This is a genomic window from Flavobacterium galactosi, assembly GCF_048158585.1.
GTDB lineage: Bacteria > Bacteroidota > Bacteroidia > Flavobacteriales > Flavobacteriaceae > Flavobacterium > Flavobacterium galactosi.
This window is the reverse complement of record NZ_JBLNKV010000006.1, coordinates 280,995-305,985: the sequence shown is the minus strand read 5'-3', so window position 1 is coordinate 305,985 and position 24,991 is coordinate 280,995. Positions and strand designations below refer to the sequence as shown.

Here is a 24,991-nt window from a genome sequence, read left to right as displayed (position 1 = left end):
TAAATTAAAAATTGCCTGCGACTAACTATTTTTTTATGAAAGAAGAAATAAACGCTTATAATAATGTTTTAGAATTAATAGGTAACACCCCACTTATTAAGCTAAATAAAGTCACCGAAGAGTTAGAAGGTAATTTCTATGCAAAGGTAGAAGCTTTTAATCCGGGACATTCTTCTAAAGATAGAATAGCATTATACATAATCGAAGAAGCTGAAAAAAGAGGGATTTTATCTCCTGGTGATACTATTATCGAAACTACATCCGGAAATACTGGTTTTAGTTTAGCGATGGTAAGTATCATAAAAGGGTATAATTGTATTCTGGCGGTTAGCTCTAAGTCGTCTAAAGATAAAATAGATATGTTACGTAGTTTGGGGGCAAAAGTTTATGTTTGTCCTGCACATGTCTCCGCTGATGATGAGCGTTCGTATTATAATGTAGCCAAACGTTTGCACGAAGAGACGAAAGGTTCTGTTTATATTAATCAATATTTCAATCAGTTGAATATTGATGCACATTATAAATCTACAGGTCCTGAAATTTGGAAACAAACAAATGGTAAAATCACACACCTAATCGCATGTAGTGGAACTGGAGGGACAATTTCCGGAACTGCAAAATACTTAAAAGAACAAAATCCTAATATTAGAATTCTTGGAGTTGATGCTTTTGGTTCCGTATTAAAAAAATACCATGAGACCAGAGAATTCGATAACGATGAAATTTATCCTTATAGAATTGAAGGTTTAGGAAAAAACTTAATTCCATCTGCAACTGATTTTGACCTTATTGATAAGTTCATGAAAGTTACTGATGAAGAAAGTGCGCATTCTGCCAGAGAGATTACCAGAAAAGAAGGTCTATTTGTAGGATATACTTCTGGAGCAGTATTACAAGCAATAAAACAATATGCTGACGAAGGTGAATTTGATAAAAACAGTAATATAATTGCCATATTTCCGGATCATGGTTCTCGTTACATGAGCAAAGTATTTAGCGATGACTGGATGAATGAACAAGGTTTCTTTGATAGTATTAACGAAGAAGAAGCTCAAAAAATTGAATTTATAAAATAAGTACTGAGATTTTAGAATCAAGTATTAAGATAGAAAACTCCATCAGCTTTAAGTTGATGGAGTTTTTCGTTTTTCAGTAATATTCTGTTTCTTTGTCATTCCTATAAAGGAGAAATCCCACATAAAACAAGTTACTCTGATGAGATTCCTCCTTCGTTGGAATGATAAATTGTAAGGTATTAAAAACAAAAAACTCCGGATTTCTCCAGAGTTTAAAGCTATAATTTCAAGACTTCAATTTGATAGCTATTCTTCTTCCATAGTATGATAGACGTTCATCACGTCATCATCTTCTTCCAATTTTTCAATTAGTTTTTCTACATCAGCAACTTCAGCTTCGGATAGTTTTTTAGTAATTTGAGGAATTCTTTCAAATCCGGAAGAAAGAATTTCTAATCCTCTGTTCTCTAATTCTTTTTGAATAGTTCCAAAACTACCAAACGGCGCATAAATTAATATACCGTCTTCATCTTCAAAAACTTCCTCTGCACCAAAATCGATTAATTCTAATTCTAATTCTTCCGGGTCAATTCCGTTTGCTGGAATCCTAAAGTTACACGTATGGTCAAACATGAATTCAACCGAACCTTGTGTTCCCATTGTGCCATTGCATTTGTTAAAATAACTTCTAACATTAGCAACGGTTCTGTTATTGTTATCAGTAGCCGTTTCCACCAAGATTGCAATTCCATGCGGGGCATATCCTTCAAACAGAACTTCTTTATAGTTAGCGGTATCTTTATCGGTTGCTTTTTTGATGGCGCGTTCTACATTTTCTTTTGGCATATTCACCGCCTTGGAATTCTGAATGACCGCTCTTAATCTTGAGTTGGCATCAGGATTTGGTCCGCCTTCTTTTACTGCCATTACAATATCTTTACCAATTCTGGTAAATGCTTTGGCCATTGCTGACCAACGTTTCATTTTTCTTCCTTTTCTGAACTCAAACGCTCTTCCCATTGCTAGTTTATTATTTTGAACTGCAAAAATACAGTTATTCCTTATTTTACCAAAATCAAATTAAATTCTTTTATCTAATTAAATAAATTAGTAGGATTATTTTATTTCAAAGTATTAAAATCTTCAATTATTGTAATGGCTTCATTCAAATAATGATTCTTTTTTAAGGACCAGCATGTTTTTTATTTCTTGTAAAAAGGTAGTTTTACCACTTTAGCAGGAACATTATTTTTACGGATTCTAATGAATATATCGCTGTCTAAAGCACTGTTTTCAGTTGTAACGTAGCCTAAACCGATTCCTTTATTCATTGATGGAGACATTGTTCCCGAAGTTACAATTCCTATTGGATTGCCTGAAGCATCAACGATTTCATAATCATGTCTTGGAACGGCACGTTCCTGCATTTCAAAAGCTACTAATTTTTTAGAAACTCCTGCTTCTTTTTGTTTTTTCAGGTTTTCTGAATTCGTGAATTCTTTTGTGAATTTAGTAATCCATCCCAAACCAGCTTCAAGTGGAGAAGTAGTGTCGTTGATGTCATTTCCGTACAAACAAAATCCCATTTCTAATCGTAACGTATCACGAGCGGCAAGACCTATTGGTTTAATCCCAAAAGATGCACCTGCTTCAAAAACTTTATTCCATATTTGCTCTACTTCTGAATTTTTGCAATAAATCTCAAATCCTCCAGAACCGGTATATCCTGTTGCTGAAATAATTACATTGTCAATCCCTGCAAAATCACCTACTTCAAAATGGTAATACGGAATAGCATATAAATCCTTAGATGTCAATGATTGCATGGCTTCAACAGCTTTTGGGCCTTGAATTGCCAACAATGAATAATCATCAGATAAGTTTTTCATTGCTACACCCAAATCGTTATGTGCAGCAATCCAATCCCAATCTTTATCAATATTCGAAGCATTTACAACTAATAAATATTCTTCCTCTTTCATTTTGTAAACAATCAAATCATCTACGATTCCACCGTCATTGTTTGGTAAACAAGAATATTGTGCTCTTCCAATTGTCAAAACCGACGCGTCATTAGAAGTTACTTTTTGTATCAAAGCCAATGCATTTGGTCCGGTAAGCAAGAATTCGCCCATATGTGAAACATCAAAAACACCCACAGCATTTCGAACCGTTTCATGTTCTGCATTCACACCTTCATATAAAATAGGCATATTGTATCCGGCAAACGGAAGCATTTTTGCTCCCAAACTCTCGTGTATGTGCGTAAGCGCAGTATTTTTCATTATTATTTTGTATAGAATTTCAAGTGGCTAATTTATTGATTTTATTTCGGGTGACAAAGGCGTAAAGACGCAAAATTTAAAGTTTCAAACGTTTTCGTAATAGCAGACGGAACAATTTTTTTAAAATAATTTTAAGGAATTAATCCAATGAAGTTAGGAAGCTATTTCCTGCTATTCATTACTATCTTTTCCTTTTTAATGTTTAATTTTACAATTAATTAATTTGAGGGCTTTAATTTGCGAGAGTAAAATCAACCATCATGAAAAAAAGTAGATTAGTTATTATAGCACTGTTTTTTGTTACCATTTTCTATGGTCAAAATCAAACGATTATTGGTAAATGGAAAACTATTGATGATGAAACTGGAAAAGCCAAATCAATAGTGGAAATCTATGAGAAATCTGGAAAGATTTATGGTAAAGTATTTGAAATTTTGGAAGAAGAACATAGAAAAAAAGTTTGTACTAATTGTTCAGGCGAGGATAAAAATAAACCTATTCTTGGGATGATAGTAATAAAAGGATTGACAAAAGAAGGAAATCAATATACAAGAGGTAAAATCTTAGATCCTAAAAACGGGAAGCTTTATAAATGTTACATTACTTTAGAATCAAAAGACAAACTTAAAGTTCGGGGTTTTATAGGGATTTCATTGTTTGGGCGAACACAATATTGGTACCGTGTAAAAAGTTAATTCAAATAGAATGAGTTCAATACCTATCCAAATAATAATAAATACCTAAAACTTAAAAATGCATTTCGTCGAAGTAATTTTACCCCTTTCTCTTGCTAAAACTTTTACCTACAGCGTTTCTGAAGCCGAATTTCATTATATCAAGAAAGGAATGCGTGTGGCAGTGCCTTTTGGTAAAAGTAAAATTTACACGGCGCTGGTTATTGAAATTCATCAAAATGAACCCACTTTATACGAAGCCAAAGAAATTCACCAAATCCTGGATGAAAAACCTATAGTTACTGAAATCCAAATTACCCATTGGCAATGGATTGCTTCTTATTATATGTGTGCTATCGGTGATGTGTATCGAGGTGCTATGCCAAGTGGACTTTTGCTGGAAAGCGAAACTATAATTTCTCAAAAGCAAGATTTGTTTGTGGACGAAAGCCTGCTATCCGATGATGAATTTCTGGTTTATCAAGCCTTGCAACAGCAAAATTCGCTCAAGGTACAAGACGTTATAGCTATTTTAAACAAGAAAAATATTTTTCCTGTTATTCAAAAATTGATTGACAAAAATATATTGGTTCTTCAGGAAGAAATTTCAGAAAGTTACAAACCAAAGTTAGTTCGTTACGTGCGTTTGCATTCTAAATACGATTCGAATGCAGGTTTGGGGGAGTTGTTGGAAACGTTGAAAAGCGCCAACAAGCAAAAGGAAATAGTACTGCGTTATTTTCAATTAAGCGCTACCGAGAAAAAACCGATAACCGTTAAAATATTGGTTGAAGCGGCTAATTCCTCTTCGGCAATTATAAAAGCATTAATCGAAAAAGAAATATTTGAGGATTATTTTCTGCAGGAAGACCGAGTAAATTTCAATGGAAAAATAAGAGAAGATCAACTGCAATTAAGTCAAGCGCAACAAACTGCTTTTGAAGAAATTAAAGATAGTTTTACTCAAAAAGAAGTCTGTTTGCTACATGGTGTAACTTCCAGTGGAAAAACCGAAATTTATATTAAGCTCATTGAAGAATATCTGGAAACGGGAAAACAGGTATTGTATTTATTGCCCGAAATTGCTTTGACGACGCAATTAGTAGGGAGATTGAGGACTTATTTTGGAAATAAAGTAGCCGTTTTTCATTCGAAATATAATAATAATGAACGTATCGAGGTCTGGAATCAAGTTTTGGCAAATTACCAGAAAGCGCAAGTGGTAATCGGAGCGCGATCCGCTTTGTTTTTGCCTTTTCATAATCTGGGATTTATAATTGTAGATGAGGAGCACGAACAAACTTTCAAACAAGTAGATCCTGCACCGCGTTATCATGCGCGTGATGCTGCGGTGGTTTTGGCTCATTCGCATAAAGCAAAAGTTTTATTGGGTTCGGCAACACCAAGTATTGAGACTTATTTTAATGCAAAATCAGAGAAATATGGTTTAGTCGAAATTTCGAAACGCTTTGGAAACGTGATGATGCCCAATATTGAATTGGTGGATTTGAAAGACAAATACTTTCGCAAAAAAATGACGGGGCATTTCAGTGATGTTTTAATTGAAGAAATCAACACAGCTTTGTCTTTAGGCGAACAAGTGATTTTATTTCAAAACAGAAGAGGGTATTCACCTATAATAGAATGTATCACTTGTGGCAATGTTCCACAATGCCAGCAATGCGATGTGAGTTTGACCTATCACAAACATAAAAACCAGTTGCGATGTCATTATTGTGGATATACAATGGCAAAACCTACGCATTGTCATTCGTGTTCCAGTGTTGATTTGACTACAAGAGGCTTTGGAACAGAACAAATAGAACAAGAATTGATTTCGATTTTTCCAAATTCAAAAATGGGAAGAATGGATCAGGATACCACGCGAGGAAAATTTGGTTTTGAGAAAATTATTGATAGTTTCAAGAATAGAGAGATTGATATTTTAGTGGGAACGCAAATGCTTGCCAAAGGATTGGATTTTGACAATGTAAGTTTAGTGGGGATCATGAATGCGGATAATATGCTGTATCATCCTGATTTTAGGGCATTCGAAAGAAGTTTTCAAATGATGACTCAAGTAGCAGGTCGGGCAGGACGTTCTGAGAAACAAGGAAAAGTTATTATTCAAACCTACAATCCCAATCATAATACGATACAGCAAGTAACTAATAATGATTATCGGGGAATGTATCAGGAGCAATTGTATGACAGGCAAATTTATAAATATCCTCCTTATTTCAGAATCATAAAACTGACCTTAAAACAGCGCGATTTTGATAAACTAAAGGAAGGTGCTATGTGGTTGTATCAAGTAATGAGTCAAAATCTTACTATGCCGGTATTAGGTCCTGAGGAACCCGCTATAAATAGAATTAGGAATGAATACATACGAACAATTATTATTAAAATTCCACAAAACGTGTCTGTAGTAAACACAAAAAAAACTATTCAAAAGATATTGAATAGTTTTGAGGCTGTTGCTCAATACAGAGCTATAAAAGTTACGCTAAACGTCGATTTTTATTGAAAGTAATTTTAGGCAAATGATAGGGCTTTAACTAAATCTTCTTTTTTATTTCTACTTAAAGGTATTTTGGTAACTCCAATTTCGGCAAACTTGCTATTGAAACGTTCTACTTTGTCGATATTTATAATATAGGACTTATGAACTCGGATAAATTTTTCTTTAGACAAATCATTTTCAAAAGATTTCATCGTTGAAAGGACTAAATTACTGTCTTCTTCGGTAACAACTCTAACGTAGTCGCCAAAAGCTTCAATCCATTTGATTTTAGCAGTGAAAATTTTTAATTTTTTAAGATTGCTCTTAATAAAAATATGTTCCCCTTCTTCTTCTTTATTTTCTTTTTTAAGAGAATATAGATCGATTGCTCTTCTAACAGATGCATTGAAACGATCTATAGCAATAGGTTTTTGTAGATAGTCGGTAGCATCATAATCAAAAGCTTTCATGGCATATTCCGCTTTAGAGGTAATGAAGATTATTTGGGGTTTAATTTTTAAACCGTCTAAGAAATCGAAACCGCTTATTACAGGCATCTCAATGTCTAGAAATATTAGATCCACATTATGCACGGACATGCAGCTTCTAGCTTCAATTGCATTAGAAAAATCACCAATTAAATGCAGATTTGGATGATTATTCACTAACTTTGCGATGATCATTCTTTGAATGGAACTATCGTCAACTACTACACAATTAAGTTTCATAATTTTTGAATTTTAAGATTTGGAATAGTAAATTTAATAATCATTTATTTAAAAAACTAATTTTCGTCGGTTTTTTTTACCATACAACGAATAAAGTGAAATTGTTATTGTTTGTTTAAAATAATTGATTACTTTCGCAGCCAAATTAACAAATAAATAAAATATTTATGAATCATTATGAAACTGTTTTCATTTTAAATCCCGTTTTATCTGAAGTTCAGGTAAAGGAAACAGTAAGCAAATTTGAAGATTTTCTTACTAGTCGTGGAGCTGAAATGGTATCGAAAGAAGACTGGGGTCTTAAAAAGATGGCTTACGAAATTCAAAACAAAAAAAGTGGTTTTTACCATTTATTCGAATTCAAAGTAGCAGGAGAAGTTCTTATTGCTTTTGAAACTGAATTTAGACGTGACGAAAGAGTAATGCGTTTCTTGACTGTAAGTTTAGATAAACATGCTATATCTTGGGCTGAAAGAAGAAGAACTAAATTAAAATCTACAAAAGCTTAATTATCATGGCAACATTACAACAATCGGCTTCAGGAAAAAAAGACGGAGATATCAGATATCTTACACCTTTAAACATAGAAACAAACAAAACTAAAAAGTATTGTCGTTTCAAAAAATCAGGTATCAAATATATTGATTATAAAGATGCTGATTTCTTATTGAAATTTGTAAACGAACAAGGAAAAATTCTTCCTCGTCGTTTAACAGGAACTTCATTGAAATACCAAAGAAAAGTGTCAGTTGCAGTTAAGAGAGCACGTCACTTAGCTTTAATGCCATATGTGGCGGATTTATTAAAATAATTAAAAATTAACAGTTGTTGGTTTTCTGAAATATGAAACCTAACTTCTCAAATAAAGGACAACAACATGGAACTTATTTTAAGAAAAGATGTTCAAAATTTAGGATTTAAAGATGACGTAGTAAACGTGAAAAACGGATATGGTCGTAACTTTTTAATCCCACAAGGTCACGCACATTTGGCAACTTCTTCTGCAAAGAAAGTATTAGCTGAAAACCTAAAGCAAAGAGCTCACAAAGAAGAAAAAGTAGTTAACGATGCAAAATCATTAGCTGAAACTTTAAAAGCTATCGAAATTAAAATTTTCGCAAAAGCAGGTGGTGAGAAATTATTCGGTTCAATCACGAATATTGACATTGCTGAAGCTTTAGCAAAAGGTGGTCAAGTAATTGACAGAAAATTTATTACTAGTGGAATTGTTAAACGTACAGGAAAATATGCTGCTAACGTTAGATTACACAGAGATGTAATTATTGAATTACCTTACGAAATTGTTGCTGAAAAAGCATAATTAGTAAATTTATATAATTAAATCCCGATGGAAGTCGGGATTTTTTTTTGTTTAATCTGAACTGGTTTCAGATTCTTTAACTTATAAAAAAAAGAGCATCTTAATTATTTAAGATACTGAAATAAATTCAGCATAAATGAAATACTCAAGATTAACAAAAGAGCAATTTGAAGAATTAGTACCTGAATTTACTAATTTTCTAGCTACTCAAGCAATTGATAAAGCGGAGTGGGATAAAATTAAAAATGAAAAACCGGAAGTGGCCGAACAGGAACTTGATGTTTTTTCTGATTTGGTTTGGGAAGGGGTTCTAACAAAAGCAGAATATTTAGAACATTTTTCTAAAAATCATATTTTTCTTTTTCATTGTTTTGAGACTTATGTTCAATCTATTGTTTTGAAATCATTGGTTCCAGAAACAGATTTTCTGACCAAAGAAGGATTGCAATGGCTTAGCGATAACATGTTTACCGAAACAATTGAAATGAAAGTGGGAAAAAAAGAGTTTACCGATGAACGTAATACCTCAGTTTTCGAATTAATCCAACAAGGTTCTTTTTTAAGTGATGGTCTTTTATACAAACAAATAAATACGATTATACAGTCATAATTGTATTGCAGTTTCTTTTAATTTGGTTATTTTAGTACACTTTTTCAAATACTAAAATAGCCAATTTATTTTCTATGGATATTCAAAATACGATTCAAACTTTAAGAGAGGAATTAAATCAGCACAATTATACTTATTATGTGTTGGATAAACCAATAATTTCCGATTATGAATTTGATTTGAAATTAAAACAGCTTCAGGATTTAGAAAATAAATATCCCGAATACTTTGATGAAAATTCTCCTACGCAACGAGTAGGTGGTACGATTACAAAAAACTTCCAAACCGTTCCTCATGAACACCGAATGTATTCTCTTGATAATTCCTATTCTAAAGAAGAATTAGCTGATTGGGAAAAACGTATTCAAAAAGTTCTCGGGGAAGTTCCATTAGAATATACCTGTGAATTAAAATATGATGGGGCATCAATCAGCATTACCTACGAAAACGGAAAATTAAAACGCGCCGTTACTCGTGGGGATGGTTTTCAAGGCGATGATGTGACCAATAATATTAAAACCATAAAATCAATCCCGCTCAAGTTGAAAGGAAATTTCCCTGCTATATTTGATGTACGTGGTGAAATCATTTTGCCTTTTGCCGGTTTCGAAAAAATGAATCAGGATTTAATCGAAATTGGGGAATTACCGTATTCAAATCCTAGAAACACCGCTTCGGGAAGTTTGAAATTACAAGACAGTGCCGAAGTTGCCAAAAGACCATTAGATTGTTTGTTGTATTTTTTAATTGGAAACAATCTGCCTTTCAAATCACAATATGAAGGATTAGAGAGGGCAAGGGAATGGGGATTTAAAGCACCTAAAGAGGCAAAACTGGCTCATAATCTAGAAGAAGTTTTTCAATTTATAGATTATTGGGACACACACAGACATACGCTTCCTTATGAAACGGATGGTGTTGTAGTAAAAGTAAATTCTTTTCACTATCAGGATGAATTGGGTTTTACAGCCAAATCTCCGCGTTGGGCAATTGCCTATAAATTCAAATCAGAACAAGTTTCGACAAAGCTAAATTCGATTTCCTATCAAGTAGGACGAACCGGGGCGATTACGCCAGTGGCAAATTTGGAGCCGGTGCAATTGGCAGGAACCATTGTGAAACGGGCATCTTTACATAATGCTGATCAAATTGAGAAACTGGATATTCGTGTAGGAGATACCGTTTTTGTAGAAAAAGGAGGAGAGATAATCCCGAAAATTATTGCCGTTGATTTGAGTCAACGTCCTGCGAATACGGAAACAACAAAATACATCACGCATTGCCCGGAATGTCATACCGAATTAGTACGAAGTGAAGGCGAAGCCAATCATTATTGCCCGAATTTTTATGGTTGTCCTCCACAGATTATCGGACGAATACAGCATTATATTTCAAGAAAAGCTATGGATATTGAGGGGCTTGGCGGTGAAACGGTTGCATTACTGTTCAATAATGGACTGGTTCATAATTATGCTGACTTATATGAATTGACTGTGGAGCAAATTCTTCCTTTGGATAGAATGGCTCAAAAATCAGCTGAAAATTTAGTGAAAGGGGTAGAAAATTCAAAAAGTATTCCTTTCGAAAGCGTTTTATTTGCTCTTGGAATCCGTTTTGTTGGTGAAACGGTGGCTAAGAAATTAGCCAAGCATTATAAAAATATTGATGCATTGAGTCAGGCTACATTAATGGATTTGATTTTGGTGGATGAAATTGGAGACCGAATTGCCCAAAGTGTAATTGACTTTTTCGAAAATCAAGAAAATAGGATTATAATCGAAAGATTAAGAAAACATGGCATACAATTTGAAATTGTTGAAAAAATAAATTCAAATGCCACGGATAAACTTTCTGGAAAAACCTTTGTAGTTTCAGGTGTTTTTGAGAAGTTTTCTAGGGATGATTTAAAAAAAGCCATTGAAGATAACGGTGGGAAAGTGGCAAGTTCTATTTCTGCCAAAACAGATTATGTTGTTGCCGGAGATAATATGGGACCGGCTAAACTAGAAAAAGCCAATAAACTTAATGTCCCGATAGTTTCTGAAGATGATTTTATGAAACTGATAAATGAAAGCTAGCACACCTTCTCTTATACTTTATTTTTCCGCTTGTATATTGACTGTTTTATTTGATTTACTAGGGCAAGAATCATTAGTGCTTTATGCAAATTCTATTGTAGTGCCTTCAATCTTTATTTACTATTTAACAACAAATAATTACAAAATTGATTTAATAAAAGCGAGTGTTTTTCTCTTTTCTTTTATAGGTGATGTTTTTTTTTGGTGAATTATAATGATTCAGAAACAGGTTCTGTTTTAAGTTTTTTGATTGTCTATATGTTATTAATGGTTAATCTTTTTCAAAGCTTAAAAAAAATAAAGTTTGATCGAATAGCTGTTTTTTCATTGATAATTGTAATAATTGCATTGGTCATTTTGTCGACTACAATTTTGAGTTTGCAATTTGAGAAAATGAAAACAGATTTTTCAATTATTATAATTTATAGTATTGTTTTAAGTATGTTGATTTGCATATCTGTTGTAAATTACATTGCAAAAGGAACTTTTGCTTTTCTAAATTTACTTCTAATGTCAGTTTTTTTTATGTTTTATGATATTTTTTATGTTATAAATGGATTTTATCTAAAGCTTTCTGTTTTTAGTCTAATCGAAATGGCAACTCACGTATTTTCTTATTTTTTATGGTAAATTACTTTATTGCAAATGATAAATCTATCAATAAATTAAACAATAATTGATGTTCCTTTGGATGCATTCCGTTTATTGTTATCCAAATAAAAATCAATTCGGCCTAAATTAATTCCATAACAGCCCACTTGATTTACTAAAACTTCTTTACCTGCAAGATTTTTTGCAACTGTCGGTTTATCAAGAAAAGTATGGGTGTGACCACCTATTATTAAGTCAATATCTTGCGTCAGTTCGGCCAATTTTAAATCACAAATTTTATTGGGCTCGTCTTTGTATTTATATCCTAAATGCGACAAACAAATCACTAAATCACATTGTTGTTCTTTTTTTAAAATCCGAACCATATCTTGAGCCGCCTCAACAGGATTGTTATAAACAGTTTCTTTATACATTCCTTTATCCACTAATCCATTGAGTTCAATTCCAAGGCCAAAAACACCAACTTTGATTCCGTTTTTATTAAATATCTTAAACGGTTTTACAAAACCGTCCATCACAGTGTTTTTAAAGTCATAATTTGCTGATAAGAATTCAAACGTGGCGTGAGGCATTTGCGCAACCAAACCTTCAACGCCATTATCAAAATCATGATTTCCTATCGTTGAAGCATCATAGTGCATCATACTCATCAATTTGAATTCTAATTCTCCGCCGTAATAATTAAAATACGGTGTTCCTTGAAAAATATCGCCGGCATCCAGCAATAATACATTTGGATTTTCTTTTCTGATGGATTCAATAAGTGCTGCTCTTCGTACCACGCCGCCCATATTAGGATTTCTGGGATGATCCGCCGGAAAAGGATCAATGTAACTGTGAACATCATTCGTATGTAGAATTGTCAAGTGTTTCGTCTCACTGGATGTAAAGCTGGATAATGGTAATCCTAAACTCAATAAAGCTGTACTTGCAGCGGTTTTTTCTATAAAATCTCTTCTTTTCATTTTCCTTTTTTTGGAGCTATTTCCTGCTGTACGCTATATCTTTATGTTTTTAAAGAAAAAACACAAAGGATGCCGCTTTCATCAGGGCTAGGGCTATTATTTATGAAACTATTTTCTTCTTTTTAACTGAAGCCTTTTCTATTCAACAGTAATCCTGATATCATTTATAACAGGAATGGTATCCACTTCTTTGAAATAATCAATTAGAATATTTCGTAACTTATAATCCAAAACATATTTCTGAACGCCTTTTTTGAAGAAATCCATATTGTCGCCACCATTGGATAAATAATCATTGGTACCCACATGATAAATTTTGTCTTTTTCAATTGGTTTTCCTTGAACTAAGATGTTCTTGGCTGTGTTATTTTTGTCAATCGTAAAGGTTATACCAGATAAAGGATGTGGTTTTTTTTCGGAGATAAAATAATTTACTAATTCAAAAATTTGCGCTCCTTTTAAAGCAATGACCACCATACTGTTTTCAAAAGGCATCATTTCAAAAGCAGTTCTGCTGGTAACATTTCCTTTAGGAAGAATTGAGCGAATACCGCCATGATTCAGTAAACAGATATCGATATTCTTTTTTTCTCTGATATTAAAAACTAAATTGCCTCGCATTAAGCTAACATCAGCCAGTAAATTTCCAATAGTTGTCTGCCATTTGCCGGAATTTTTATCTAAAGTTACCGGACAATACGCCAGAACGCTGTCTAAATCTTTATTAATGTGTTCGCGGTAGGGTTTGATAAAGTGCTCAATTTGCTTCGTTTGTTCCCTATCTGGGCTCGTGTCAGGAGCTTGGTTTTCCTTTTCAGTAATTGGAATTCTTTTACCTTCTATCTTCGTAGTATAATAATTTTGTTTACTACAGGAAGTAATAAAAACAAATGTTAAGAATATAACAAAAAGTTTTAAAACATCGTTATACTTTTTTAGATTTACCATTTCAAATGCGACTTAATTAATTAATTTTGTAATCAAGTAAAAGTAATATGTTTTTAAATTACATAAAGGATTTTTCTGTAAAAAAAATATTAAAAAACAGCTTGCATAATGTTAAAAGCAGCTCGCTTTCAACTTCTATACAAACTGTAGGTTTACTTATAGATGCCAGTTATTTTTCGGAAAAGGAGGCCTTGATTAACGAGTTAATAGCAAATGGAATTCCAGCAGACAATATTAAAATTATTGTTTACAAAGATAAATTTAAAAAAAGCGATGCGCTGGCGAATCCGGCTTTTGGAGCGAAACATCTCAATTGGAAAGGAGAGATTACGCATCCACAAGTAAATGATTTTGTAAACGAAAAGTTTGATTTGCTAATCAATTATTACGATGTTGAAAAAGCAATTTTAATGGTTGTTACTCATAATTCAAAAGCACAATTTAAAGTTGGATTTTCATCAATAGATAAAAGATTAAATCATTTTATGATTAATACCAATGTCGAAAATTATAAAGTTTTCACTCACGAATTATTTAAATATTTAAAAATATTAAACAAATTATAATCCAATATGCAATCATTAATAGGAACAGGTGTTGCCCTTGTGACGCCATTTAACGAAGATTTTTCAATTGATACTGAAGCATTAAAAAGAATTGTAAATTTCTCCATTGATAATGGAATTGAATATCTTGTCATACTTGGTACAACTGCTGAAAATGCAACATTGTCCCAAGGCGAAAAAGAATTAGTTATCAAAACGGTAATAGAAACTAATAATGGAAGATTGCCATTGGTATTAGGCGTTGGAGGTAACAATACAATGAAAGTCGTAGACGAGCTTAAAACTAGAGATTTATCAAAATTTGCTGCTATACTTTCGGTTTCGCCATATTATAGTAAACCAACCCAGGAAGGAATTTACCAACACTTTAAAGCTGTTGCTGAGGCTTCTCCAATTCCTGTGATTTTATACAATGTACCAGGGAGAACTGCAAGTAATATGTTGCCTTCAACTGTTTTGCGTTTAGCAAATGATTTTGAAAATGTGGTTGCTATCAAGGAAGCGGCTGGTGATATTGTTCAAGCGATGCAAATATTAAAAAACAAACCAAAGGATTTTCTTGTGATTTCTGGCGATGATATGATTGCCTTGCCAATGATTTTGGCTGGTGGATCTGGCGTTATATCTGTAATTGGACAAGGTTTTCCAAAAGAATTCTCTGAAATGATTCGATTGGGTTTAAATAGAAAAGTAGAGGAAGCATTCAAATCACAATACCTTTTGTCGGATTGTATCGATATGATTTTTGAACAGGGGAATCCTGCAGGAATCAAACAAGTGTTTCTATCACTGGGAATCGCTGAAAACACAGTGCGTTTGCCATTAGTAAAAGTAGATGAATCATTGGCTGACAGAATTGGACAATTTGTTAAAAAAATGAATAAACAAGCGTAAAAAGCAGTGTGTTTTTTTATACAAAAATATATTTTGTAGTAGCTAAATTAATAACTAAATTTGCCACCGAAACTTCGGTATGATTTTCTGTAGGTTGAACACAACACAGAAATCGTAAAAAAAGTAAAAAAATGAAAAAAATAATATCTCTATTGCTTCTTGTTACCCTTTTTTATTCTTGTAACGAGTATCAAAAAGCACTAAAAACCGAAGATGTTGCTGTAAAATTTGACATAGCTACTAAATTGTACGATACAGGTAAATATTCAAAAGCGATTCGTCTTTTTGAACAAATTGCCCCGGCATACAGAGGGAAACCACAAGCGGAAAAGTTGTTTTACATGTTTGCACAATCGTATTACAAAACCAAACAATATTATTTAGCAGGATACCAATTTGAAAGTTTTGTTTCTGGTTATCCAAAAAGTGAAAAAATACAAGAAGCGGCTTATTTAGGTGCAAAAAGTTATTCAATGCTATCTCCAGTTTACAGCTTGGATCAGGCAGATACAGTGAAAGCGATAGATAAATTACAAGCATTTATTGATACTTATCCTAATTCGGAATACTTAGCAGAGGCTAATGCAACTTTAAAAGTGCTAAGTGATAAAATAGAGAAAAAGGTATATGAAAATGCAAAAGGGTACAATACTATTTCCGATTTTAAATCAGCGATAGTTGCTTTTGATAATTTTATAGCTGATTATCCCGGAACAAAATTCAAGGAAGATGCATTGTTTTACAAATATGATTCAGCTTATCAACTGGCAATCAATAGTGTTCCTGCAAAAATGGAAGAGCGCTTAAATGTTGCGAAAGTGGCACATTCAAATTTGGTTAAATTTGATGCCAATACAAAATATAAAAATAAAGCAGACGAAATGTTCGCTAGAATTGAAAAAGATTTACAAAAATTTACTAAATAAATAAAGTCATGGATTTAAAAAAGACGAATGCTCCGGTAAATACAATAACATACAACAAAAATGTTATTGAAGAACCTACTGGAAACGTGTATGAAGCGATAACCATTATGGCTAAAAGAGCAAACCAAATCAATTCTGAAATCAAAAAAGAATTGACTGAGAAATTGGAAGAATTTGCTACATATAATGACAGTCTTGAAGAAGTTTTTGAAAACAAAGAACAAATTGAGGTTTCAAAATTTTACGAAAAATTGCCTAAGCCTCACGCTTTAGCGGTTCAAGAATGGTTAGATGGTAAAATTTACCACAGAGATTCAAATAAGTAATAGTAGTAATGTCAGTTTTAAACGGTAAGAAAATTTTACTAGGGATTTCTGGTGGAATTGCAGCCTATAAAACCGCTTCATTAGTACGACTTTTCATAAAAGCAGGTGCGCATGTCCAAGTGATAATGACACCTGCTTCTAAGGATTTTATAACTCCATTAACGCTATCTACGTTATCTAAAAATCCGGTATTTTCCAGTTTTTACAATCAAGACGACGAAAATGAGAAATGGAATAATCATGTTGAATTAGCAGTTTGGGCTGATTTGATGGTTATTGCTCCAGCAACTGCAAATACCTTGTCAAAAATGGCACATGGTACTTGTGATAATCTTTTGATTGCAGCTTATTTATCAGCAAAGTGTCCCGTCTATTATGCACCAGCAATGGATTTGGATATGTACAAACATCCATCCACCATTGCGAATTTTTTCTCGCTGACTGAATTTGGAGACACTATAATTCCTGCTGAAAGCGGAGAATTAGCCAGTGGACTTTCAGGAGAAGGAAGAATGGCTGAACCGGAACATATTGTTGCCTTTATAGAAGCTGATTTAGAAAGCAGATTGCCATTAAAAGGAAAAAAAATATTAATTACTGCCGGTCCCACATACGAAGCTATAGATCCCGTACGTTTTATAGGAAATCATTCTTCAGGGAAAATGGGTTTTGATATTGCCTCAAGCGCTGCTAATCTGGGAGCTTCAGTAGTATTAGTTACTGGCCCTACACATTGTAAAGCTACTAATCCATTAATAAAAGTGATTCCAGTGGTTTCTGCTCAGGAAATGTACGATGCCTGTCATCTTTATTATACTGATGTGGATGTTGCGATTGCTGCTGCTGCAGTTGCGGATTATAAGCCTAAGAATGTAGCTTTGCAAAAGATCAAAAAGAATGATGATGATTTCACTATTGAATTGGAGAAAACAAAAGATATTTTAGCTTCATTAGGTCAAAGTAAAAAAAATCAGTTTTTAATTGGTTTTGCTTTGGAAACAGAAAATGAAATTGAAAATGCGAAGTTGAAAATTCAGAAAAAAAACTTAGATTTGATAGTTCTAAATTCATTGCAGGATAAAGGAGCCGGTTTTGGAAAGGCAACCAATAAAGTGACCTTCATTGACAAGTTTTTTACTATCGAAGCAATGGAATTGAAATCGAAAGAATCAGTTGCTGATGATATATTAAATAAAGTCATTGGACACTTTTATGAGATGAGCTAGCAGAGCAATTTAAAAGCAATGTTGGTGAGTGACTTATTATAATCCCTATGAAACAATAGAAAGTTACAGATGAATAAAATAATTACTTTTCTTTTACTCCTGACTTTTGGGTTTTTACAAGCGCAACAATTAAATTGTACTGTGACAGTAAATGCGCAAAAATTGAGTAATGCAAATCAGCAAGTTTTCAAGACCCTAGAAACATCAATAAGTGAATTTGTAAACAAAACGGATTGGACAGGACAGAGTTTCAAGCAAAATGAAAAGATTAATTGCTCGATGTATATTACCGTTTCATCAAATAGCACAGACCAATTTACGGCCACCATTCAGGTACAATCATCACGACCAGTTTTTAATTCTTCCTACGCATCTCCAGTATTAAATTTTAATGATAAGGACTTTAGTTTTAGATATACGGAGTTCGAAAATTTAATTTTTAATCCAACTACTTTTGATTCTAATTTAGTTTCTGTAATTGCTTTTTACAGTTATGTGATTTTAGGGATGGATTCGGATACTTTTGTTTTGGAATCCGGAAATCCAAATTTTGAAATAGCCCAAAACATTTCAAATGTGGCGCAACAAGGAGGTTCTAAAGGGTGGGGACAAACGGATGGAAATCAAAATCGATATTTTTTGATTAACGATATTTTATCCCCGCCGTTCAAACAAGTCAGACAAACCATGTATGACTATCATGCCGGATTAGACTTGATGAGTCAGGATTTAAAAGCTTCGAAAGAAAAAATAAAAGGATCGTTAATTAATTTAGCAAAATTAAGTGCTTCAAGACCTAATGCCTTTTTAACACGTGTCTTTTTTGATGCCAAATCAGATGAAATAGTTTCGGTATTTTCTGGTGGACCAAGCATCACTATATCAGATTTAGTCGATAATCTGAATAAAATTTCTCCTTTGAATTCAAGTAAATGGGTGCTAATAAAATATTAATTGGTTTTCAATTTTAATTTATTCTTTAGCTCCTCATCCAAAAACAATATATAAATGATAACGTCACTTTCGATAAAAAACTATGCTTTAATAGAAAAATTGACTATCGATTTTTCAAAAGGTTTCTCAACAATAACAGGAGAAACTGGAGCTGGTAAATCAATAATTTTAGGAGCATTAGGACTAGTTTTAGGAAAAAGAGCCGACTTGACTTCTTTGAAGAACAAGGAAGAAAAATGCATCATTGAAGCTCATTTTGAAATTTCAAAGTATAATTTGTTACCGTTTTTTGACGCCAATGATTTAGACTATGAAAATGAAACTATAATTAGACGTGAAATCCTGCCTTCGGGTAAATCCAGGGCTTTTATCAATGACAGTCCCGTAAATCTTCAGGAACTTCAGGAATTGAGTTTGTTCTTAATTGATATTCATTCGCAACAGCAAACCCAAGAACTTTCAGATGAAAATGTTCAGTTCGATATTATTGATGCCATTGCCAATAATAAAGAAACGATTTTGGATTACCAATCGCTTTTGAAAAGTTATAAATCGGATAAATCCAAATTGAATTCGCTGCTGAAAAGACAAAGCGAATCTAAGAAAGAACAGGAATACAATACTTTTTTATTGGATGAATTAGTTGCGGCGCAATTAAAATCAGGCGAACAAGAAACTCTAGAAGCTGATTTTGAGAAGTTGAACAATGTTGAAATTATTAAAGAATCTATCGATAAAGCTTTGGCTATTGCCAATGAAGAACAGATTGGAGTACTGAATAATTTGAAAGAAATTAAAATTTCATTACAAAAAATAGCTCCTTTTTCAACCGATTACCATTCTTTGTTAGAAAGAATTACAAGTTTAACGATTGAGTTTGATGATATTTCAGAAGAGATGAATCGTTGTTCAGAAAAACTAATTAATGATCCGGAGCAATTGGACTTAATTAGCCAAAAGCTACAGGTTCTTTTTAATTTGCAAAAGAAACATCAGGTTACTACGGTAGATGAATTACTGGAAATTCAAACTAACTTAGAAAATTCAGTTTTAGAATTAGGAAATATAGAAGAAGAAATTATAGCATTAACGCATTCGATAGGACAAAAAACAATCACATTAGATGCCATGTCGGCTATACTTCATGATAATAGATTAGAATCGATTCCAGTTTTATCTCAAAAACTGATTGCGATTTTAGAAACTCTAGGAATGCCGAATGTCCGCTTTAAAATTGACATGAATGCCGCTGAAACGTATTTCCAGAATGGGAAAGATGAACTTCAATTTTTATTTTCGGCCAATAAAGGAACTGATTTTGGCTTATTGAAAAAAGTGGCTTCCGGAGGAGAAATGTCCAGAATCATGCTGGCTGTTAAAGCAATATTGGCGCAATATTCAAAATTGCCAACGCTGATTTTTGATGAAATTGACACTGGTGTTTCCGGAGAGATTGCCATTAGAATGGGAGAAATCATGAAGGAAATGAGTCAGGAAATGCAAATTTTTGCCATCACGCATTTGCCTCAAATCGCTGCAAAAGGGAATGCACATTTCAAAGTGTTTAAATCAACTGTTGGCGATGATACACAATCGGAACTAAAGTTGTTAAACGCAGAAGACAGAGTAGTGGAAATTGCACAAATGTTATCAGGGACAATCGTTTCTGAATCAGCCTTAAATCACGCAAAAGCCTTGTTGAACTAATATTTTGCTTTATATTTGTTCCTTTTAGTAAGTATTTTGCGAAAGCTTAAAAACAATTATACAAAAAATTAAATTAAAGAATAACCAAATATGATTATAGAACCTAGAATGAGAGGATTTATTTGTACGACATCTCACCCAAAAGGATGCGAACAAAATGTTAAAAATCAGATAGAATATATAAAATCAAAAGGAAATATTAATGGGGCTAAAAAAGTCTTAGTAATTGGAGCCTCAACCGGTTTTGGGTTGGCTTCCAGAATTACAAGTGCTTTTGGTTCTAATGCAGCAACGATTGGTGTATTTTTTGAAAAAGCACCTTCTGAAGGGAAAACGGCTTCACCAGGTTGGTATAATTCTGCAGCTTTCGAAAATGAAGCTCACAAAGCAGGTTTATATGCAAAAAGTATCAATGGCGATGCCTTTTCGAATGAAATAAAAAAACAAACATTAGATCTTATCAAAGCTGATTTAGGTCAAATTGATTTAATAATTTATAGTTTAGCTTCCCCTGTTCGTGTTCATCCCGTTACTGGTGTTATGCATCGTTCTGTTTTGAAACCAATTGGAAGTACTTACACTAACAAAACTGTTGATTTTCATTCGGGTAAAGTTTCCGAAATTTCTATTGAGCCTTGTAGTGGCGATGATATTGAAAATACAATTGCTGTAATGGGTGGTGAAGATTGGGGTATGTGGATTGACGCTTTAAAAGCAGAAAATTTATTAGCTCCTGGCGCTACAACTGTTGCTTATTCTTATATTGGACCTTCATTGACTGAGGCAGTTTATAGAAAAGGAACCATAGGGCGTGCTAAAGATCATCTTGAAGCGACTGCATTTGCTATCACTGACAGTTTAGCCGATATTGATGGAAAAGCATTTGTTTCTGTAAATAAAGCTCTAGTAACTCAAGCAAGTTCTGCGATTCCAGTTATTCCATTGTATATTTCTTTATTGTACAAAATAATGAAGGAAGAAGGAATTCATGAAGGTTGTATTGAGCAAATTCAACGTTTATATCAAGAAAGATTGTATACCGGAAATGAAGTTCCTGTGGATGAGAAAGGAAGAATTCGTATTGACGATTTAGAAATGCGTCCTGATGTTCAAGAAAAAGTAGCTAAATTATGGATTGAGGCTGTTACTGAAAATCTAGCTGAAATAGGTGATTTAGAAGGTTATAGGAAAGATTTTTACAATCTGTTTGGCTTTGACGTTCAAGGAGTAGATTATAAAGCAGATGCAAACGAAGTGGTCAACATCGAAAGTATTGCGTAATCCCATGCCAAAGTAAATATTTATAAAACCATCAATTAATAGTTGATGGTTTTTTTATGTATAAAGATTATATTTGTTAAAATTATTTGAGTCTAAAAAATATCTTTAATACCACATTCTTAATTTATGTTATTTTCCCTTATCATACCGGTTTACAATCGCCCGGACGAAGTTGATGAACTTTTAGAAAGTTTATCTCGTTCAACCTACAACGAAATTTTTGAAATTGTTATAATTGAAGATGGCTCCACTGTACCTTGTAAGGATATTGCTCAAAAATATGGTGACAGACTTGATATTTCCTATTATTACAAGGAAAATTCAGGTCCAGGGGATTCTAGAAATTATGGAATGAATAAAGCTAGAGGAGATTACTTTATCATTTTTGACTCGGATTGCATTATTCCAGAAGGGTATTTGATAGAAGTGGATACGGCATTAAAACAAAATTATGTGGATTGTTTTGGTGGTCCTGATAGGGCTTTAGATAGTTTTTCGGATATTCAAAAAGCAATCAATTTTGCGATGACTTCGTTTCTTACTACTGGCGGAATTAGAGGTGGTTCAGAAAAAATTGACAAGTTTCAGCCTAGAAGTTTTAACATGGGATTGTCTCGAAAAGCTTTTGAGGCTTCCAAAGGTTTTGGAAATATTCATCCCGGTGAAGATCCGGATCTATCCATCCGTTTGTGGAATTTAGGTTTTGAGACGCAACTTTTTCCAAAAGCGTATGTGTATCACAAAAGAAGAATTGATTGGCATAAGTTCTCTATTCAGGTAAATAAGTTTGGTAAGGCAAGACCCATTCTTAACAGTTGGTATCCGCAATACAATAAATTGACTTTTTTCTTTCCTTCTGTTTTTATAATAGGATTTTTCACTTCATTAGTATTATTGGTTTTCAATTTTGACAAGTTGCTTCAGTTGTATTTTGTTTATTTTTTGGTATTGTTTTTGGTGTCTACGTATCAGAACAAGAATATTAAAATTGGATTTTTATCATTGATAGCCGTTTGGAAACAATTTTATGGCTACGGAATAGGATTTTTAGAATCATTTATAAAAATTATAATTCTGAAGCAAAAACCACAAGAGGCTTTTCCTGAGTTATTTTTCAAAAAATAATATGACAAAAATAATTGGTTTAACAGGCGGTATCGGAAGTGGAAAAACAACCATTGCAAATTATTTTCAATCCTTTGGTATTCCAGTTTACATTGCCGATGATGAAGCAAGGGAAATTATGCAATCAGCAGCAATTATTGAAGCTATTAAAAAAGTATTTGGTAATTATATTTTTGAAAATAATGTATTGAATAGAGAAAAACTAGCTGAGATTGTATTCAATGACCCTGAAAAATTAAAAGAACTCAATAAAATAGTTCACCCTGCCGTAAAAAGACATTTTGATCAATGGGTTTTGCAACATACAGCAGCACCTTATGTTATTTACGAAGCTGCCATTTTATTTGAAAGTGGCGGTTATAAAAATTGTGATTTAATTATAACGATAACTGCACCAGTAGAAGCAAGGATTCAAAGGGTTATGGAGCGCGATAAAACTACACGCGAACTTGTTTTAAAGCGAATGCAAGCACAATGGACTGACGGTCAGCGCATTTCGAAAAGCGATTTTGTTATAGAAAATACTTCAATTGAGGTGGCAAAATTAGAAATTGTTAAAATTCTTAAAATTTTAAAGATTAAACAAAATGAGTCTTAGATGTTAATCTTTGGTTAATGTATTATTTAATATATTGTTAAAATACTAATTTTGTCTCGATGAATAAACTTTTTTTTAGATTACTTGTATTGTTGATGAGTTTATCCCTGATAGGAATAATTCTTGTTCAGGTATATTGGTTTAATACCTCATTTAAAAACAATGATGAACAATTCAAATTTCATGTCAAACAGGTTATTGGTAATGTTGCCGATAAATTGCAACAACACGAAGCATACAGTTTTTATGATAAATATAATCATTATAAAGACAGTACTGGAAAGATTCCAAAAAAGAATGATTTATTAGAGTTTTATTACGTTCAAAAGAATCCGAAAACAAACAAAACCATCATATATTCTAATAGTATCATATCAGAGGATTACAATATATCTTCAACGCTCTTTGACAAAAAATTTGACAGTGAAAGGTTTAAAAATTTTAATTCTAAACGTGTTACTGAAGTTTATAACAATAATAACATTGATAATCCTGGTGTTCAACAAAGTTTGATACCAGATGTAAGGATTGAAAAATCTGGAAATTTAGATGTTTTAGACAATGCACAATTTGAAATTTTCTTTAAAGATATTGCTTCTGCAATGCCTCTTGAGGAAAGAGTTTCAAAAGAAACATTAAGTAAACTTATAAAAAAAGAATTAGAGGAATATGGTGTAAATACAAAATTTGAGTTTGGTATATATAGTAATAATTTGGCAACTAAAATTAAGTCAAATAATTTTAAATACGATAAAGAAGCCACATATTCAATCCCTATACTTACTGATAATGAAGGAAATAGTAAATACCAATTATTGGTTACTTTCCCTCATAAAAAGAAGTTTTTATTATCGGAACTCGTTAGCATAACCATACTTTCAATCATATTTACGCTTATTATTATCATAGCTTATTCAAGTGCTTTGAACCAATTGATTCGTCAACGTCACATATCTGAAATAAAAACGGATTTTATTAATAATATGACGCATGAGTTTAAAACCCCTATAGCGACGATTAATTTAGCTTTGGACGCTATTAAAAATCCAAAGATTATTGATGATAAGGAAAAGGTGTTTCGATACCTCCAAATGATCAGAGATGAAAATAAGCGAATGCACGCTCAGGTTGAAAATGTTTTAAGAATCTCTAAATTGGAGAAAAAAGAATTAGACATTAATAAAGATTCTAATAATATTCAGGATGTTATTAATGATGCGATTGAGCATGTTAATTTGATTTTAGAAGACCGACAAGGATCTATTAGAAGTCATTTTGACGCTAGTAGAACTACTGTTTTAATTAATGATGTTCATTTTACGAATGTGCTTGTTAATATTTTAGAAAATGCAATAAAATATTCACCAAATGTTCCGGAGATTGACGTTTATACCGAAAATGTTAAAGACATGGTTATTATTAAAGTAAAAGACAATGGTTTGGGTATGAGTAAAGTGGCTCAAAAAAGAATTTTTGAAAAATTTTATAGAGAACATACTGGAGATATACATAATGTTAAAGGCCACGGATTAGGTTTGGCGTATGTTAAAAGAATAGTTGAAGACCATAACGGTCAAGTTTATGTAGAAAGCGAAAAGGGAAAAGGAAGTACCTTCATAATAAAATTACCATTAATAAATTAGGA

24 protein-coding genes are annotated in these 24,991 nt (G+C 32.6%); 19 read left to right on the top strand and 5 right to left on the bottom strand.

What is annotated here, in order from left to right; translation table 11 throughout:
• Positions 1 to 35: 35 nt before the first annotated feature.
• Positions 36 to 1,076, top strand: a complete 1,041-nt coding sequence (locus tag ACM55M_RS14555) for a PLP-dependent cysteine synthase family protein (RefSeq protein WP_416858378.1) — start codon at positions 36 to 38, stop codon at positions 1,074 to 1,076.
• 246 nt (positions 1,077 to 1,322) lie between these two features.
• Here ACM55M_RS14555 and ACM55M_RS14550 read toward each other — a convergent pair whose 3' ends face one another.
• Both ACM55M_RS14550 and gcvT read right to left on the bottom strand, forming a co-directional pair.
• Complete coding sequence (locus tag ACM55M_RS14550; RefSeq protein WP_416851363.1) at positions 1,323 to 2,036, bottom strand: YebC/PmpR family DNA-binding transcriptional regulator; 714 nt, start codon at positions 2,034 to 2,036, stop codon at positions 1,323 to 1,325.
• Positions 2,037 to 2,218: 182 nt separating this feature from the next.
• Positions 2,219 to 3,301: a glycine cleavage system aminomethyltransferase GcvT gene (gene gcvT / locus ACM55M_RS14545; RefSeq protein ID WP_416858377.1), complete on the bottom strand. Its 1,083-nt coding sequence runs from the start codon at positions 3,299 to 3,301 to the stop codon at positions 2,219 to 2,221.
• Between the two features lie 260 nt (positions 3,302 to 3,561).
• Between gcvT and ACM55M_RS14540 the strand changes: the two genes are divergently transcribed.
• Entirely contained in the window at positions 3,562 to 3,996 is a 435-nt protein-coding gene (locus tag ACM55M_RS14540; protein ID WP_416858376.1) for a DUF2147 domain-containing protein, read from the top strand.
• Between the two features lie 58 nt (positions 3,997 to 4,054).
• Entirely contained in the window at positions 4,055 to 6,505 is a 2,451-nt protein-coding gene (priA, locus tag ACM55M_RS14535) for a replication restart helicase PriA (RefSeq protein WP_416858375.1), read from the top strand.
• Between the two features lie 8 nt (positions 6,506 to 6,513).
• Here priA and ACM55M_RS14530 read toward each other — a convergent pair whose 3' ends face one another.
• Positions 6,514 to 7,209, bottom strand: a complete 696-nt coding sequence (locus ACM55M_RS14530) for a LytR/AlgR family response regulator transcription factor (RefSeq protein ID WP_416858374.1) — start codon at positions 7,207 to 7,209, stop codon at positions 6,514 to 6,516.
• Positions 7,210 to 7,376: 167 nt separating this feature from the next.
• Here ACM55M_RS14530 and rpsF point away from each other — a divergent pair, with 167 nt between their 5' ends.
• From rpsF to ligA, 5 genes are all read left to right on the top strand, one after another.
• Positions 7,377 to 7,718, top strand: a complete 342-nt coding sequence (gene rpsF / locus ACM55M_RS14525; RefSeq protein ID WP_035671622.1) for a 30S ribosomal protein S6 — start codon at positions 7,377 to 7,379, stop codon at positions 7,716 to 7,718.
• A gap of 5 nt (positions 7,719 to 7,723) precedes the next feature.
• The gene (gene rpsR / locus ACM55M_RS14520; protein ID WP_007138295.1) at positions 7,724 to 8,020 is read left to right on the top strand and encodes a 30S ribosomal protein S18; all 297 of its coding nucleotides are present in this window, start codon (positions 7,724 to 7,726) and stop codon (positions 8,018 to 8,020) included.
• A 66-nt stretch (positions 8,021 to 8,086) separates the two neighbouring features.
• Positions 8,087 to 8,530, top strand: a complete 444-nt coding sequence (gene rplI, locus ACM55M_RS14515) for a 50S ribosomal protein L9 (protein WP_416858373.1) — start codon at positions 8,087 to 8,089, stop codon at positions 8,528 to 8,530.
• Positions 8,531 to 8,666: 136 nt separating this feature from the next.
• On the top strand, positions 8,667 to 9,140 hold the full coding sequence (locus tag ACM55M_RS14510) for a DUF6495 family protein (protein WP_416858372.1): 474 nt from the start codon (positions 8,667 to 8,669) through the stop codon (positions 9,138 to 9,140).
• A gap of 74 nt (positions 9,141 to 9,214) precedes the next feature.
• Positions 9,215 to 11,218: an NAD-dependent DNA ligase LigA gene (gene ligA, locus ACM55M_RS14505; RefSeq protein ID WP_416858371.1), complete on the top strand. Its 2,004-nt coding sequence runs from the start codon at positions 9,215 to 9,217 to the stop codon at positions 11,216 to 11,218.
• Positions 11,219 to 11,883: 665 nt separating this feature from the next.
• Here the strand turns inward: ligA and ACM55M_RS14500 are convergent.
• Both ACM55M_RS14500 and ACM55M_RS14495 read right to left on the bottom strand, forming a co-directional pair.
• A complete protein-coding gene (locus ACM55M_RS14500) occupies positions 11,884 to 12,795 on the bottom strand; it encodes a bifunctional metallophosphatase/5'-nucleotidase (protein WP_416858370.1) in 912 nt (303 codons plus the stop codon).
• A 138-nt stretch (positions 12,796 to 12,933) separates the two neighbouring features.
• Positions 12,934 to 13,743 (bottom strand): 5'-nucleotidase C-terminal domain-containing protein, encoded by an 810-nt coding sequence (locus ACM55M_RS14495; protein WP_416858369.1) that lies wholly within the window; start codon positions 13,741 to 13,743, stop codon positions 12,934 to 12,936.
• A gap of 101 nt (positions 13,744 to 13,844) precedes the next feature.
• On the opposite strand from ACM55M_RS14495, the gene ACM55M_RS14490 reads away from it, so the two are divergent.
• The 11 genes from ACM55M_RS14490 to ACM55M_RS14440 all read left to right on the top strand — a co-directional run bounded on the left by ACM55M_RS14490 (position 13,845) and on the right by ACM55M_RS14440 (position 24,989).
• The gene (locus ACM55M_RS14490) at positions 13,845 to 14,309 is read left to right on the top strand and encodes a DUF6913 domain-containing protein (protein ID WP_416858368.1); all 465 of its coding nucleotides are present in this window, start codon (positions 13,845 to 13,847) and stop codon (positions 14,307 to 14,309) included.
• 6 nt (positions 14,310 to 14,315) lie between these two features.
• On the top strand, positions 14,316 to 15,203 hold the full coding sequence (gene dapA, locus ACM55M_RS14485; protein WP_416858367.1) for a 4-hydroxy-tetrahydrodipicolinate synthase: 888 nt from the start codon (positions 14,316 to 14,318) through the stop codon (positions 15,201 to 15,203).
• Positions 15,204 to 15,334: 131 nt separating this feature from the next.
• Positions 15,335 to 16,129 carry an outer membrane protein assembly factor BamD gene (locus ACM55M_RS14480; RefSeq protein WP_416858366.1) on the top strand — a complete coding sequence of 265 codons (795 nt, stop codon included), beginning with the start codon at positions 15,335 to 15,337 and terminating at the stop codon, positions 16,127 to 16,129.
• Between the two features lie 8 nt (positions 16,130 to 16,137).
• Positions 16,138 to 16,455, top strand: a complete 318-nt coding sequence (locus ACM55M_RS14475) for a DNA-directed RNA polymerase subunit omega (protein WP_035671643.1) — start codon at positions 16,138 to 16,140, stop codon at positions 16,453 to 16,455.
• An 8-nt stretch (positions 16,456 to 16,463) separates the two neighbouring features.
• Positions 16,464 to 17,681, top strand: coding sequence for a bifunctional phosphopantothenoylcysteine decarboxylase/phosphopantothenate--cysteine ligase CoaBC (gene coaBC, locus ACM55M_RS14470; protein WP_416858365.1), 1,218 nt, complete (start codon positions 16,464 to 16,466; stop codon positions 17,679 to 17,681).
• Between the two features lie 69 nt (positions 17,682 to 17,750).
• A complete protein-coding gene (gene porD / locus ACM55M_RS14465) occupies positions 17,751 to 18,635 on the top strand; it encodes a type IX secretion system protein PorD (protein WP_416858364.1) in 885 nt (294 codons plus the stop codon).
• A 54-nt stretch (positions 18,636 to 18,689) separates the two neighbouring features.
• A complete protein-coding gene (gene recN / locus ACM55M_RS14460) occupies positions 18,690 to 20,342 on the top strand; it encodes a DNA repair protein RecN (protein WP_416858363.1) in 1,653 nt (550 codons plus the stop codon).
• Positions 20,343 to 20,432: 90 nt separating this feature from the next.
• Positions 20,433 to 21,623 carry an enoyl-ACP reductase FabV gene (gene fabV / locus ACM55M_RS14455; protein ID WP_416858362.1) on the top strand — a complete coding sequence of 397 codons (1,191 nt, stop codon included), beginning with the start codon at positions 20,433 to 20,435 and terminating at the stop codon, positions 21,621 to 21,623.
• A 126-nt stretch (positions 21,624 to 21,749) separates the two neighbouring features.
• Positions 21,750 to 22,748 (top strand): glycosyltransferase family 2 protein, encoded by a 999-nt coding sequence (locus tag ACM55M_RS14450; protein WP_416858361.1) that lies wholly within the window; start codon positions 21,750 to 21,752, stop codon positions 22,746 to 22,748.
• 1 nt (position 22,749) lies between these two features.
• Positions 22,750 to 23,346: a dephospho-CoA kinase gene (coaE, locus tag ACM55M_RS14445; protein ID WP_416858360.1), complete on the top strand. Its 597-nt coding sequence runs from the start codon at positions 22,750 to 22,752 to the stop codon at positions 23,344 to 23,346.
• Positions 23,347 to 23,405: 59 nt separating this feature from the next.
• The gene (locus tag ACM55M_RS14440; RefSeq protein WP_416858359.1) at positions 23,406 to 24,989 is read left to right on the top strand and encodes a sensor histidine kinase; all 1,584 of its coding nucleotides are present in this window, start codon (positions 23,406 to 23,408) and stop codon (positions 24,987 to 24,989) included.
• The last annotated feature ends 2 nt before the right edge of the window (positions 24,990 to 24,991 follow it).

Excerpts from the sequence above, each read along its gene's own strand:
- recN (WP_416858363.1), top strand. The coding sequence starts at position 18,690 with ATGATAACGTCACTTTCGATAAAAAACTATGCTTTAATAGAAAAATTG.
- ACM55M_RS14550 (WP_416851363.1), bottom strand. The coding sequence starts at position 2,036 with ATGGGAAGAGCGTTTGAGTTCAGAAAAGGAAGAAAAATGAAACGTTGG.
- coaBC (WP_416858365.1), top strand. The coding sequence starts at position 16,464 with ATGTCAGTTTTAAACGGTAAGAAAATTTTACTAGGGATTTCTGGTGGA.
- gcvT (WP_416858377.1), bottom strand. The coding sequence starts at position 3,301 with ATGAAAAATACTGCGCTTACGCACATACACGAGAGTTTGGGAGCAAAA.
- coaE (WP_416858360.1), top strand. The coding sequence starts at position 22,750 with ATGACAAAAATAATTGGTTTAACAGGCGGTATCGGAAGTGGAAAAACA.
- ACM55M_RS14510 (WP_416858372.1), top strand. The coding sequence starts at position 8,667 with ATGAAATACTCAAGATTAACAAAAGAGCAATTTGAAGAATTAGTACCT.
- ACM55M_RS14495 (WP_416858369.1), bottom strand. The coding sequence starts at position 13,743 with ATGGTAAATCTAAAAAAGTATAACGATGTTTTAAAACTTTTTGTTATA.
- ACM55M_RS14500 (WP_416858370.1), bottom strand. The coding sequence starts at position 12,795 with ATGAAAAGAAGAGATTTTATAGAAAAAACCGCTGCAAGTACAGCTTTA.
- dapA (WP_416858367.1), top strand. The coding sequence starts at position 14,316 with ATGCAATCATTAATAGGAACAGGTGTTGCCCTTGTGACGCCATTTAAC.
- fabV (WP_416858362.1), top strand. The coding sequence starts at position 20,433 with ATGATTATAGAACCTAGAATGAGAGGATTTATTTGTACGACATCTCAC.
- ACM55M_RS14555 (WP_416858378.1), top strand. The coding sequence starts at position 36 with ATGAAAGAAGAAATAAACGCTTATAATAATGTTTTAGAATTAATAGGT.
- ACM55M_RS14530 (WP_416858374.1), bottom strand. The coding sequence starts at position 7,209 with ATGAAACTTAATTGTGTAGTAGTTGACGATAGTTCCATTCAAAGAATG.
- rpsR (WP_007138295.1), top strand. The coding sequence starts at position 7,724 with ATGGCAACATTACAACAATCGGCTTCAGGAAAAAAAGACGGAGATATC.
- ACM55M_RS14440 (WP_416858359.1), top strand. The coding sequence starts at position 23,406 with ATGAATAAACTTTTTTTTAGATTACTTGTATTGTTGATGAGTTTATCC.
- porD (WP_416858364.1), top strand. The coding sequence starts at position 17,751 with ATGAATAAAATAATTACTTTTCTTTTACTCCTGACTTTTGGGTTTTTA.
- ligA (WP_416858371.1), top strand. The coding sequence starts at position 9,215 with ATGGATATTCAAAATACGATTCAAACTTTAAGAGAGGAATTAAATCAG.
- ACM55M_RS14480 (WP_416858366.1), top strand. The coding sequence starts at position 15,335 with ATGAAAAAAATAATATCTCTATTGCTTCTTGTTACCCTTTTTTATTCT.
- rplI (WP_416858373.1), top strand. The coding sequence starts at position 8,087 with ATGGAACTTATTTTAAGAAAAGATGTTCAAAATTTAGGATTTAAAGAT.
- ACM55M_RS14475 (WP_035671643.1), top strand. The coding sequence starts at position 16,138 with ATGGATTTAAAAAAGACGAATGCTCCGGTAAATACAATAACATACAAC.
- ACM55M_RS14540 (WP_416858376.1), top strand. The coding sequence starts at position 3,562 with ATGAAAAAAAGTAGATTAGTTATTATAGCACTGTTTTTTGTTACCATT.
- ACM55M_RS14450 (WP_416858361.1), top strand. The coding sequence starts at position 21,750 with ATGTTATTTTCCCTTATCATACCGGTTTACAATCGCCCGGACGAAGTT.
- rpsF (WP_035671622.1), top strand. The coding sequence starts at position 7,377 with ATGAATCATTATGAAACTGTTTTCATTTTAAATCCCGTTTTATCTGAA.
- priA (WP_416858375.1), top strand. The coding sequence starts at position 4,055 with ATGCATTTCGTCGAAGTAATTTTACCCCTTTCTCTTGCTAAAACTTTT.